Below are 12,580 nucleotides of genomic sequence, written 5' to 3' on the forward strand. Positions count from 1 at the left end.
AAGGGTCAACTGAGGCGAAGGGGCGTGTGGACGGCAGTGGTCAGCGCCGTATTGGGTGCTGCACTTTTAGGCGGCGCGGTGGCGCAGACGGAGACTCCGCCGGTTTCTGTTCCTCCCGCTTCTGCTCCCCCAGTCACCGAGCCTGTGCCTACGCCGCCCGCAACGCCCCCAGCCTCAACGCCAGCCACTACCCCAGCTACAATTCCGGCGCTGCCCCTCCCGCCCATGCCCCCCAGCGTCACGCCGCCTGCCCCGGTCGTCCCTGAGCCTGTTGCGCCCGTACCGGTGGCCCCCGCGCCTACACCGCCTGTCGTGCCCACGCCTGAGCCTGTACCGACGCCGCAACCCATGCCCACGCCGCCCACTCCTGAGCCTGCGGCCCCTGTCCAGCCCGCACCGACGCCCCCCGAACCCAGCGTGCAGGTCACGCCCACCCGTACCGCGCCGCTGCTGATTACTGTACGCGCGGAGTGGCCCGCCCTGATCGACGGCAAAAAAACCACGCTCCCTTTTACCCGCACCCTCACTGTTTCCGGTGCGCGGGTCGCTCAACTGCGCGGACGTGGCGGCGGCATCAGCGCTTCTCTGGAAGCCGACCTCAAGAAGTTTGTCTCCGAGCTGCCTTCCAAGCCCGAGGACGCCCGCTTTGAAGAGTTGTGGGACGGCTGGTCGGTGGTGCAGCGCAACGGGTTGATCATCAATATGGAAAAAACCCGTGCGAGCATCGAAGCCGTGCTGAAAAATCCGCAGGGCGTGCAGGCCAGCGTCATCGTGTCGGGGCAGGTGGCACCCGAACGCACGCTGAATTTCTTTGCCTCGCGCGGCATCACGCAGCATCTGAGCACCGGTGAAACCAACTATTACGGCAGCAGCGCAGCCCGCATCACCAATATTCATGTCGGTGCGTCGCGTTTTAAAGACCGCCTGATTGAAAGCAAGGTCTTCTCGTTCAACGGGGCGGTAGGTGCAATCAACACCAAAAACGGCTTCGTGACTGGCCTGGTCATTTCCGGCGAACGCACCGCAGATGGTGTCGGGGGCGGCATCTGTCAGGTCAGTACCACCGTCTTCCGTGCCCTCTACGGCGCGGGATTGTCCACGCTTCAGCGTCAGCCTCATTCATATCAGGTGCACTATTACGATCCACAGGGACTGGACGCCACCATCTACCAGCCCTCGCTCGACCTGAAATTTGCCAACGATACCGGTGGGGCGTTGTGGTTCCAGACCGACTGGAACGATGATGAGGCCCGCCTGACGGTTGCCGTGTTCGGTCAAGCCCGTGACTACACCGTGGAAGTTGGTGCGCCGCGCACGCTCGCTACCCGCCCCTCCCCTGCCGACCGCCTGATTTCCGACCCCACCCTGCCCGCCGGACAACGTAAGCAGGTGGATTGGGCCGCCCCCGGAGCCACCCTGGAAGTCACCCGTAAATTCGTTCGTAACGGGCAGGCTTTCAAGCAGGACATTCTGCGAAGCGTCTACCGCCCGTGGCCCAACATTTTCCTGGTGGGCACGCGCCGCTAAGCCTGAGCTATAGGCGTGGGGAGAGGCTTGAACGGCCTCTCCCCACGCTGTTTTTGGCTCTTTGATTCTCAGCTTATTCCTCGGCAGTGAACCCGAGCAGTTCCAGAATCCGGTCGAGTTCCTCGCGGGAGCCGTAATTCAGTTCTACGCGCCCCTTGTCTTCGCCGGTAATGCGTACCCGCGTCCCGGTGCGGCGGCTCAAGTCCAGTTCCAGTTGGCGGTAGGTGCGCGGTGGGTTGACGGCAATGGGCGTGTGGGCCGTGGGTTGTTCGGTTTTGGGTTCCCGCTTCAGGGCCTCGGCGTCCCGAACATTCAGGCCACGCGACACGATCTGTTGCAGTGCCCAGTCGCGGTCCTGGGCAGGCTGCGCCAGAATGGCTCGGGCGTGACTGGCTGTAATTTCACCGCTATCCAGCGCCCGCAGCGCGGTTTCTCCCAGCGTCAGCAGGCGCAGCGCGTTGGATACGGTGCTGCGGCCTTTGCCTACGGCCTGGGCCACCCCTTCCTGATTCAACCCGTGATCCAACAGGGCCTGATAGGCCCTCGCTTCTTCCAGCGGCCCCAGGTCTTCGCGTTGTAGGTTCTCGACAATCGCGATTTCCAGCGCCTCACGGTCTGCAAGGTCGCGGATGATCACGGGCAGTTCGGTCAGGCCCGCAAGCTGGCTGGCCCGCCAGCGCCGCTCCCCCGCCACGATCTCAAAAGCGTCGCCGCGTGGGCGCACCAGCAGGGGTTGCAGCACGCCCTTTTCCCGGATGCTCTGGGCCAGTTCGGCCAGCCCTTCGGCGGCAAAAACCTGACGGGGCTGATACGCCGCCTGCACGATTCTGTCCAGGCGTAGGGTCTGCACCCCAGTCAGCCTGCTGATTTCAGCCTGAGGTTTGCCCAGTAGTGCGTCCAGGCCGCGCCCAAGACTAGATTTTTTCGACACGCTGCATCACTTCCTCGGCCAGCCGTTTGTAGGCTGCCGCGCCGCTCGACAGGGGCGCAAACGCGTTGATGGGCTTGGCAAAGCTCGGCGCTTCAGACAGACGCACATTGCGCGGAATGACCGACCAGAACACCAGTTCCCCGAAATGCTGCCGCACCATCGTTTCGACTTCCTGGGCCAGATTGGTGCGCCCGTCGAACATCGTCAGGGCCACCCCCAACACCTTCAGGCGTGGGTTGAGGCCGCTCTGTACGCGCTGCACGGTTTCCATCAGGCCCGCCAATCCCTCCAGCGCGTAGTACTCGGCCTGGAGGGGAATCAGCAGGGCGTCGGCAGCAGCCAGCACGTTCACGGTTAGCGGCCCGAGGCTTGGCGGCGCATCGATCAGGACCAGGTCGTAGCCTTTCACGCTCGCCAGCAACCGGGTCAGTGCGTCGGGATCGTCCGACAGTTCTACACCCGCGCCAGCCAGATCGGGCGTGGCAGGCAGCACGTCCAAGCCCGCCTGATCGGTGGTGCGCGTCCACTCGGCCACCCGGCCCGGTTCACCCAGCGCCTCATACAGCCCTTCAGTGGCCCCGCGCAGCCCCAGTCCACTTGTGGCATTGCCCTGTGGGTCCATATCCAGCAGCAGTACCCGCCGCCCGCCCGCCGCGAGGTAGGCGGCCAGGTTGATGGCGGTGGTCGTCTTGCCCACCCCGCCTTTTTGATTGACCACGCCAATGGTTTTCACAGGAGTTCCTTGACTACGAGCATTGCCAGTGAAGATACCGTCATTCCGCAGGAACATGGCAGGGCGGCGGCTGCGTGTGGCCTCACGTATTGCCATTCCAGAAGAGCGGCTGATGGTTCGGCACGCCCGGACGCCGGGGGTACTTGGCGGGTGTGGGCTTCAGCTTCTCGATCACGATCAGGGTGCGGGCATCGCCCAGAATCGGCAGCGTGAATGGATCGACCACCTGCACCTTACCGCCCACCTCACCCGACGCACGCCGACCTGCATTGAGTTCTTCGGCGCTGATCGGGCCTTTTTGAGCCACCAGAAGGCCGTTCTCCCGCAGAAGCGGCAGGGCCAGTTCAGCCAGAATCGGCAGTGCGGCCACTGCACGCACCACTACCCGGTCATAGCGTTGGCGGTGTTGGGGGTCTTGCCCCAGTTCCTCGGCACGACCTACCAGTGGATTGACGTTGTTGAGGCCCAGTGCGGCAGCGGTGGCCGCCACGAATTCGATCTTTTTGCGTGTGGAATCCACCGGCACCAGTTGCAGGTCAGGCTGCACGATTGCCAGTGGCAGCGCCGGAAAACCCGCACCTGTTCCCAGATCGATAACCCGTTGAACGCCGTGCAGATATCCTCCCTGCAAACAGGTCAGCGAATCCACGAAGTGTTTGAGGATGATGTCGGGTTCTTCCTTGAGGGCTGTGAGATTGGTGCGGGTCGAGCCTTCCAGCAGCAGCCTCAGCAACTCAGCAAAAGCAGGCAGGTGCGGCGTGAGGTCTAACCCCAGCGCGTCGCCGCCCCGCAGCAGGAGGTCCTGTCCTTCGGGGGTCATGGGTTGGCCTGCAATTCGGACAGGTCTGCCGTGTTCATCTCTGCTGTATTCATCAGGCCGTACCTCGTTTTCATATCGGTGTAGCGTTCAAAAGCGTGATCATCCAGTTCGGCCATCGGCAGAGCGTCCAATAGTGGGATGAGCTGGTCGCGCAGCACCTTTCCCCGCGCCATCCACTGGTAATACTGGCGTCCGCCGTGATCGTAGGGGCCGTACAACCGCGAACCGGGACAGATTCGCAGCATGGTTTCAAAAAGTTTGCGGTGACGGGTGTGCATCCTCAGTGTGATGTGCGCTTGCTTGCCGTCGCCGCCAAAATGCCCCTCACCAATCAGGATGCCCAGCAGCAATCCCTGATCGAAGGATGTAGTTGAAGTGGAAGATGGGGTGGGCGTGTCCATGTTTCACCGTCAAGTTTCCCGTCAAACAGAGTACAGGTCAAGCACCTCCACCCAGTTTTGTTTCACCGTCAAGTTTCCCGTGAAACATTCTTACACTGGCTGTCGTTTGAGGTGTACCAGCAGGGCGCTGATGTCGGCGTGACGCACTCCCGGCACACGGGCGGCCTGTTCGATTGTCAGCGGGCGCACCCGTCCCAGCTTTTCGCGGGCCTCGTTAGACAGGGCAGTAATGCCTGCAAAGTCCACCCCGCTCAGACTCAGTTCCCGCGCCCGGCCCTCGGATTTGAGTTGGGTTTCGGCGCGGGCAATGTACCCCGCATACTTCACCCGGATTTCCAGCGCTTCGCGTTCGGCGGCGTCCAGTGCAGGCAACGTAAAGCCCAGCGCCTCCACATCCGGCAGGCTAAATTCCGGGCGGCGCAACCACGCATCCCCGGTGTGGCCCTGCACGCGCTGGCGGCCCAGTTCGGCCACCGCAGCAGCCACGCGCCCGTATTTGGCGGCCACACGCTCCTGCTCGGCATCGTCTACCAGACCGAGTTCATGGCCTAGCGGGGTCAGGCGTTCGTCGGCGTTGTCCTGGCGCATCAGCAGGCGATGTTCTACCCGGCTGGTCATCATGCGGTAGGGTTCGTCACTGCCCTTAAAGACCAGATCATCCAGCATCACGCCCAGATAGCCGGTTTCACGGCCAATAAACTGCTCCGGTAGGCCCTTGGCGCGGCGGGCAGCAGCGGTTCCGGCCACCAAGCCCTGCGCCGCCGCTTCTTCATAGCCGCTGGTTCCGTTGATCTGGCCCGCCGTGAACACCCCCGGCAACAGGCGAGATTCCAGATTCAGGGTCAATTCGGTGGAATCCACCACGTCGTATTCCACGGCGTAGGCATAACGCTGAATCACGGCCTGCTCGAATCCGGGCAGGGTACGGACCAGACGGTCTTGCAGGTGCGGCGGCAGCGACGAGCTGAAGCCCTGCAAATACACCTCGCTGGTTTCTATGCCGTCGGGTTCCACAAACAGCAGGTGGCGGTCATGGTGGGCAAACCGCACCACCTTGTCCTCGATGCTGGGGCAATAGCGCGGCCCCAATCCCTCGATGTCTCCGGCGTACATGGGCGATTCGTGCAGGTTTTCCTGAATCAGGCGGTGGGTTTCGGGGGTGGTGTAGGTCTGCCACGTGGGAGAGCGGGTGGCACGTGGGCCGGGCTGCCCGGTAAAGCCGCGTGGGTTGGGGTCGGCGGGAATTTCCAGGAGGTCGGCAAAGCGCACGGCGTCGGCCCGCACACGCGGCGGCGTTCCGGTCTTGTAGCGCTTGAGCTGATGCCCTGCGGTTGCCAGCGGCTGCGACAGGAAGCGGGAAGGTGGCTCGCCCTGCCGTCCTTCGGGGCGCGACTGGCGTCCGTACCACGTGACCGCCCGCATAAAGGTTCCGGCGGCGATGACCACGCTGCGGGCGGCCAGCCTGCGCCCATCAGTGGTCACAACCCACCAGCCGCCCTGCCCGTCGCTTTCCAGATCGGCGGCTTCCCCGCGCACCACGTCTATTCCCGTGTGCCCCAAGATCACGTCCTGCGCGTATTCGGCGTAGGCGTCGCGCTCATTTTGCACCCGCAAGGACTGTACCGCTGGCCCCTTGCTGGCGTTCAGCACACGGGTATGGATGGCGGTGGCGTCGGCCAGTTGGCCCATCAAACCGCCCAACGCCTGCACCTCAAAGACGAGCTGGCTTTTGCCGGGGCCGCCGACTGCCGGGTTGCAGGGCATCCGCCCGATGGTGGAAGGATTGCCCACCAGCAGCGCCACCCGCGCATATTTGGCCGCCGCCCACGCCGCTTCCAAACCCGCGTGCCCGCCGCCGATCACGATTACGTTCCATCCTGTCTGCACGCCGCTCATCTCAACCAAGGAGTGTAGAGGACACGGGAAACGATTGCGCGGCCTCAGCTCACGGTCTGCTCTGAAGGGGACTCACAATAAAAAACCGCCGCGCCGATTAAGCTGTCTTCATGGACTTTGCCTCGCTGCGTGCCGACCTGATCGGAACGGATACCCTGATTCGCACCCCGTTCGGGTCTCGCCGCGTGACCTATGCGGATTATGTGGCCTCTGGCCGCGCCCTCAGGAGCATAGAGGAGCGGGTGCAGACGCTGGCGCTGCCGCTGTATGCCAACACCCACACCGAAGACAGCGCGACGGGGGCACAGACCACGCATCTGGCGCATCAGGCGGCCGAATACGTGAAGGGGCAACTGGGCGGCGACGCGAGCTGCAAGCTGGTGTACTGCGGATCGGGGAGCACGGCGGCGGTGCGGCGGCTGCAAGACATTCTGGGCCTCAGCGTGCCGGAAGCCCACCGCGCCGCCATCCTGAATGCCATGCCCGCCCACGAGCGCCCGGTGGTGTTCGTCGGCCCCTACGAGCACCATAGCAACGAGGTCAGTTGGCGCGAAACGCTGGCCGAGGTCGTGGAAGTGCCGCTGTGTGAGCGGGGCAACCTTGATCTGGACGCGCTGGTGACGCTGCTCAAGGCCCCGGAATTTGTGCGGCGGCCCAAGATCGGGTCGTTCAGCGCGGCCAGCAATGTCACGGGCCTCCTGACCGATACGCGCACGGTGGCGCGGATTCTGCACGCCCACGGCGCGTTTGCCTGCTTCGACTTTGCCGCCAGTGGCCCCTATGTTCAGATCGATATGAAACCCGGCAAGGCCGACGGATACGACGCGGTGTTTCTGAGTCCTCACAAATTTGTGGGCGGCCCCGGAACACCGGGTTTGCTGTGTTTTCAGGAACATCTGTACCGCCTGAGCGTGCCCAGTACGGCGGGCGGCGGCACGGTGCGTTACGTGAGCCGCACCAAGCACGCCTACATCGACGATATCGAGGCCCGCGAGGACGCCGGAACGCCAGCCATTCTGGGCAAAATCCGCACCGCGCTGGCCTTCCGGGTCAAAGAGGAATTGGGCGTGAAGGCATTGACGGCCCGAGAACACGATCTGTTTGCGCGGGCCATGACCCGCCTGACGCCTAACAAGCGCGTGCATCTGTTGGGCAATCCCGATTCGCCCCGGCTGGCGTTCCTGTCGTTCCTGATCCGCACCGAGTCGGGCGCATATCTGCATCCACGGTTCGTGGTGCGCCTCCTGAACGACCTGTTCGGCATTCAGGCACGCGGCGGGTGTGCCTGTGCGGGGCCATACGGCCATGTGTTGCTGGGCATCGACGAGGAACGCAGCGAACGCTACCTGAACTGCATTCTGGGCGATATGGACGGCCTGAAACCCGGCTGGACGCGCCTGAATCTGGCACCCTGGGCCACCGACGCCGAAGCCGAATTCTTGTTGGATGCCATCGAATTCGTGGCCGCACACGGAGAACGCTTTTTGCCCCTGTACCGCTTCGACTGGGGTTCGGGAGCGTGGACGCATGAAGCTGACACTGCCCCGCTGGACCTGTTTGGAGACGCCCGCCCCGAGCGCAGTGGAGGAGAGGTGCCCTACGCCGCATATCTGGCCGAGGCGCTGGCCCAGGCTGCCGCCGTGGAGCCTGATCTGACGCAGCGAACGATTCCGGCGCATATTCCGGCGGATCTGGTGTTTTTCGCGTACTGAATGTCAGTGGTGAGTAGTTAGTGGTCAGTGGGAAGGGCATTCAGGGGCTTGAGTTCCGAGAGGAGTTTTGCCTGCACAGCCGTCCAGCAGTGTCAGACGCTTCCATGTTCTGACCCGGCGCGGTGAGAGCCTTGGCCCGTCTACCTTGACACCGATATTTCGGGCGAGGCCCAGCACAGCGAACCGGAGCAGGCCAGCCCACTTCATGCCCATCATGAAGATGAGAAGGCGTGTGCCTAACTGTGTCTTTTTTGCCATACAGGACGCGACGGGCCGAATCCGTATAAGATACCTAACGAGCGTTTGCTAGACAGATTCCCATACAGCGAGGAGGCCAGAGCTGGTGCCTTTTGCCGCCTGATGTCTTCTGCCTTAAACCCCGCCGCATCCGAGGAGGCCCGGTCATGACGACCGCTTCACAACCCACCCCCAATACCCTACCGACCACCCCACCTTCCAGCTCCATCGAACCTTTTTCTCCCGAGCCGCTGCGCTGGGTGGCCGAAGATGGCCGCCCGGTGCGCGATCTGCCCGCCCGCTACACGCCCGAACTGCTGCGCGAACTTCATCACGAGATGGTGCGTGCCCGCGAGTTTGACCGCAAACTGGTCACGCTGCTGAGGCAGGGGCGCACGACTTTTTATGCCCAGTCCAGCGGCATGGAAGCCACGCAGGTCGGACTGGCCCGTTCTATTCGGGTGGGCCACGACTGGGTGTGGCCGTATTACCGCGACCACACGCTGGGCCTGGCTATGGGCGTGCCCATGATCGACCTGATCAGCCAGTGCCTCGGCACCAATTCCGACCTGTGTAAGGGCCGTCAGATGCCGCACCACTTTGGCAGTGCGCGGCAAAATTTCGTGTCTATCAGCTCCAGCATCGCTTCTCAGGTGCCGCCTGCCGCCGGAAACGCGATGGCCCAGAAGTACCTCGGCACCGATGAAATTACCCTGTGTACCTTCGGCGACGGCGCGACCAGTGAGGGCGACTGGCACGCGGGCCTGAATATGGCGGGCGCGGCCAAGGCTCCGGCCCTGTTCGTGTGCGAGAACAACCAGTGGGCCATCAGCACCAATCTGGCGGCCCAGACGGCCAGCCCGAACATCCATATCAAGGCCAAAGCCTACGGAATGCCGGGATTTTATGTGGACGGTAACGACATCGTGGCGGTCATGGAGGTCTGCGGGCACGCCGCCGAGTGGGTGCGGGCAGGCAACGGCCCCGCGCTGGTGGAGTGCCTGACCTACCGGGTCGGCTCTCACAGCAACGCCGATGCCGACGCCGAAAAGAATTACCGCACCCGCGACGAGGTGAATTCCTGGCTGGCCCGCGACCCCATCGCCCGCATCGAGGGTCTGTTGGCGCATCTGGGCCACCCCGTAGACGCCGAGGAACGTGCCAACCTCATTTCGTCGGTTCACCGGGCCGTGGATGCCGATGTGCTGAAGGCCGAGGCCACCGGGCAACCCGACTGGCGCATCATGTTCGAGGACGTGTATGCCGATACGCCGCCCCATCTGCGCGATCAGGCCGCCTTCGTGCGGGCCGAGCAGGAGGGCCAGAAATGACGGCCACTGAGAATCGTCCAGCCCAGACCGGAGCAACACAGACCGGAGAAACCCGCACCCTCACGCTGATTCAGGCCGTGACCGAGGCCATGCGTGAGGAACTGGCCCGTGATGACCGGGTCGTGGTATTTGGCGAGGATGTGGGCGCACGCGGCGGCGTCTTCCTGGCCACCGCCGGACTTCAGGCCGAATTTGGCCCGCGCCGGGTCTTCGATACGCCCCTTTCCGAAGCCAGCGTGGTGGGCGCGGCGGTGGGCATGGCCGTGCGTGGCCTGCGCCCGATTGCCGAAATCCAGTTTGCCGATTACATGGGGCCGGGATTCGATCAGATCATCAGTCAGGCGGCCAAAATCCGCTACCGCAGCGGCGGGCAATTTACCGCGCCCCTGATTATTCGCACGCCCAGCGGCGGCGGCGTGAAGGGCGGGCACCACCACAGCCAGAGTCCCGAAAGCTACTTTACGCACACGCCGGGTCTGAAAGTGGTCATGCCCAGCACGCCCTACGATGCCAAGGGGCTGCTGAAAGCCGCCATTCGCGGGGAAGACCCGGTGATCTACTTTGAACCCAAGCGTCTGTACCGCGCTGCCAAAGGCGAAGTGCCCAGCCACGACTACACCGTCAAAATTGGTGAGGGAGCGATTCGGCGGGAAGGAACTGACCTGACCCTGGTGGGCTACGGCGGCGTGATGCCCGACGCGGAGCGGGCCGCCGCAGCCCTGGCCGCAGAGGGCGTCAGCGTGGAAGTCATCGACCTCAGGAGTCTGGTGCCGTGGGACCGGGAACTGGTGCTGAGCAGCGTGCAAAAAACAGGCCGCGCCGTGCTGGTCAGCGAGGCCCCGCGCATCAGCAACTTTATGGGCGAGGTGGCCTACGTGATTCAGGAGCAGGCATTCGATTCGCTGCTGGCTCCGGTGGGTCAGGTCGCGGGGTTCGATACGCCTTATCCGTACGTACAGGACAAGGTGTATCTGCCTGGCCCCAACCGCATCACGGCGGCCTGCGTGAAGGCCCTGAACTACTGAGCTTCTCTGGTGGTTCACCTTCTATGCTGGGGGTCATGAGACCCGACCTTCTGCGCCCGCTGCTGGGCACCATCGGCCTTGCTGTCGGCTTTGGCCTGTATTCGCTGACAGGACGACTGGCCGAGCCGTGGCAGAGCCTGTGCATCGGCGCCATGTTTGTGCTGCTGGGCGTGGCAGCCTGGTTCTACGCGGGCGATGAACGCTGGATCAAAGTTCTGGGCGTCATTTTGATGGCTTATGGCCTGCTGCGGGCGTTCCTTCTCCGCTAAACACAACTCGTAGGGCTGGGTCTCTTTCCAAAACTCACGCCCTACAACCCACAACCGAGGTAATCCATGAAAGAAGTGCTGCTGCCTGAACTCGCCGAAAGCGTAGTCGAGGGCGAAATCCTGAAATGGCTGGTCGAGGAAGGCGACATGATCGCGCTGGAACAACCCCTGTGCGAGGTTATGACCGATAAGGTCACGGTAGAACTGCCCAGCCCGGTGGCCGGACGCCTCAGCAAGCGGCTGGCGCAGGAAGGCGATGTGGTGGCCGTCCATGCGGCCATTGCCCTGATCGACGAGGGCGGCGCGGAGAGTCCGGCCAGTGGTTCGGCAACAGGGGAGAGCGTGGCCCCGATTCAGGCCATTCAGGACAGTGTTCAGAATCCGTCCACCACCGCCGAGCATCTGCCCCCACAGGCGCAGGAAGAACGCTCGATTGTGGAAGCGGGCCATATTCCCGCCAAAGCCGACGACGATACCAGCCTCTTTAAAGCCTTTGCCAGCGATGAAACCGTGAAGGTGCAGGGGTTGGGGCAGGGGCTGGGCACAGGTGGCCGCACCGCCGTTCTGACTCCCCCTGCCGCTGCTGTGGCTGCCACACCAAACCGCGACGATGGCCGGGTTCTGGCCGTGCCTGCTGCCCGCCAACTGGCGCGGGAACTGGGTATAGATCTGGCGCAGGTGCAGGGCAGCGGCCCCAATGGGCGCGTGCGGGTGCAGGACGTGACGGCGCATGTGGAGCAGGCCAAAGCTCCAGCAGCACAGGCTCCAGCAGTCCAGACTCCAGCGGCGCAAACTCCAGCAGCACAGGCTCCATCTGTTCAGGCTGTGCCCCAAGCGCCCGCATCCAAGGCCGCCACCAACGGAATGCCCGTGGCCCCCGTGCAGTACCGCACACCCAAAGGCTACGAGCACCTCGAAGACCGTGTGCCCCTGCGCGGAATGCGCCGCGCTATCAGCAACCAGATGCAGGCCAGCCACCTCTACACCGTGCGGACCCTCACCGTGGATGAGGTCAACCTGACCAAATTGGTGGCCTTCCGTGACCGCGTGAAGGATGAGGCGAAAGAAGCGGGCGTGCGCCTCAGCTACATGCCGTTTTTCTTTAAAGCGGTGGCGGTGGCCCTTCGCAAATACCCCAGCCTGAATACCTCGTTCGACGAGGCCAGCGGGGAAATCGTGCAGAAGCGGTACTACCACATGGGTATGGCCGTTGCCACTGATGCGGGCCTGACCGTGCCCGTGCTGCGCGACGTGAACCACAAGAGCGTGTTCGATCTGGCCCGCGAAGTGGTTGACCTCGCAGGCCGCGCTCAGAACGGCAAACTCAGCGCCGACGAACTCACGGGCAGCAGCTTTAGCATTACCAACATCGGCTCTATCGGGGCGCTGTTTTCCTTCCCGATCATCAACGTGCCCGACGCTGCCATTCTGGGTGTGCATTCCATCGTCAAGCGCCCGATTGTCAATGAACACGACGAAATCGTGGTGGCCCATATGATGTACCTCAGCCTCAGCTTCGATCACCGCCTCGTGGACGGCGCAGAGGCCGCCCGCTTCTGCAAGGAAGTGATCCGCCTGCTGGAAAATCCAGACCGCTTGATGCTGGAAGGAATGTAACGCAGACAGAATTCAAGGCGGCCCTGATTCCGGATGGAAGGGCCGCCTTCTTGCTGCTGATGGAAAATCGTTGGCCTTGAT

The 12,580-nt window shown here is 63.3% G+C and carries 12 protein-coding genes; 6 read left to right on the forward strand and 6 right to left on the reverse strand.

The genetic code is table 11. The annotated features are described in order from the left end of the window. Window positions 1–5: 5 nt before the first annotated feature. Complete coding sequence (locus F561_RS29660; protein WP_211214818.1) at window positions 6–320, reverse strand: hypothetical protein; 315 nt, start codon at window positions 318–320, stop codon at window positions 6–8. Here F561_RS29660 and F561_RS25475 point away from each other — a divergent pair. Then, window positions 313–1,527 (forward strand): VanW family protein, encoded by a 1,215-nt coding sequence (locus F561_RS25475; protein ID WP_245556517.1) that lies wholly within the window; start codon window positions 313–315, stop codon window positions 1,525–1,527. The genes F561_RS29660 and F561_RS25475 overlap by 8 nt on opposite strands. Before the next feature lie 73 nt (window positions 1,528–1,600). Here F561_RS25475 and parB read toward each other — a convergent pair whose 3' ends face one another. From parB to mnmG, 5 genes are all read right to left on the reverse strand, one after another. Beyond that, window positions 1,601–2,458: a ParB/RepB/Spo0J family partition protein ParB gene (gene parB, locus F561_RS0113195; RefSeq protein WP_026298885.1), complete on the reverse strand. Its 858-nt coding sequence runs from the start codon at window positions 2,456–2,458 to the stop codon at window positions 1,601–1,603. Beyond that, entirely contained in the window at window positions 2,442–3,191 is a 750-nt protein-coding gene (locus F561_RS0113200) for a ParA family protein (protein WP_026298886.1), read from the reverse strand. Before F561_RS0113200 ends, parB begins: the two co-directional genes overlap by 17 nt. Before the next feature lie 82 nt (window positions 3,192–3,273). Next, window positions 3,274–4,011: a 16S rRNA (guanine(527)-N(7))-methyltransferase RsmG gene (gene rsmG / locus F561_RS0113205; protein ID WP_019010444.1), complete on the reverse strand. Its 738-nt coding sequence runs from the start codon at window positions 4,009–4,011 to the stop codon at window positions 3,274–3,276. Then, window positions 4,008–4,412: a hypothetical protein gene (locus F561_RS0113210; protein WP_051096916.1), complete on the reverse strand. Its 405-nt coding sequence runs from the start codon at window positions 4,410–4,412 to the stop codon at window positions 4,008–4,010. The genes rsmG and F561_RS0113210 overlap by 4 nt, the downstream gene beginning before the upstream one ends. Window positions 4,413–4,502: 90 nt before the next feature. After that, a complete protein-coding gene (gene mnmG, locus F561_RS0113215; protein WP_019010446.1) occupies window positions 4,503–6,308 on the reverse strand; it encodes a tRNA uridine-5-carboxymethylaminomethyl(34) synthesis enzyme MnmG in 1,806 nt (601 codons plus the stop codon). Between the two features lie 110 nt (window positions 6,309–6,418). Between mnmG and F561_RS0113220 the strand changes: the two genes are divergently transcribed. The 5 genes from F561_RS0113220 to F561_RS0113240 all read left to right on the forward strand — a co-directional run bounded on the left by F561_RS0113220 (window position 6,419) and on the right by F561_RS0113240 (window position 12,499). Beyond that, window positions 6,419–8,020, forward strand: coding sequence for an aminotransferase class V-fold PLP-dependent enzyme (locus tag F561_RS0113220; protein ID WP_019010447.1), 1,602 nt, complete (start codon window positions 6,419–6,421; stop codon window positions 8,018–8,020). 404 nt (window positions 8,021–8,424) lie between these two features. Next, a complete protein-coding gene (locus tag F561_RS0113225; RefSeq protein ID WP_019010448.1) occupies window positions 8,425–9,588 on the forward strand; it encodes a thiamine pyrophosphate-dependent dehydrogenase E1 component subunit alpha in 1,164 nt (387 codons plus the stop codon). Then, entirely contained in the window at window positions 9,585–10,613 is a 1,029-nt protein-coding gene (locus tag F561_RS0113230; protein ID WP_019010449.1) for an alpha-ketoacid dehydrogenase subunit beta, read from the forward strand. Before F561_RS0113225 ends, F561_RS0113230 begins: the two co-directional genes overlap by 4 nt. Before the next feature lie 35 nt (window positions 10,614–10,648). After that, window positions 10,649–10,882, forward strand: a complete 234-nt coding sequence (locus F561_RS0113235) for a hypothetical protein (RefSeq protein ID WP_026298888.1) — start codon at window positions 10,649–10,651, stop codon at window positions 10,880–10,882. Between the two features lie 66 nt (window positions 10,883–10,948). After that, window positions 10,949–12,499, forward strand: coding sequence for a dihydrolipoamide acetyltransferase family protein (locus F561_RS0113240; RefSeq protein ID WP_019010451.1), 1,551 nt, complete (start codon window positions 10,949–10,951; stop codon window positions 12,497–12,499). Window positions 12,500–12,580 lie beyond the last annotated feature (81 nt).

This window comes from Deinococcus aquatilis DSM 23025 (assembly GCF_000378445.1).
Taxonomy (GTDB): Bacteria; Deinococcota; Deinococci; order Deinococcales; family Deinococcaceae; genus Deinococcus; species Deinococcus aquatilis.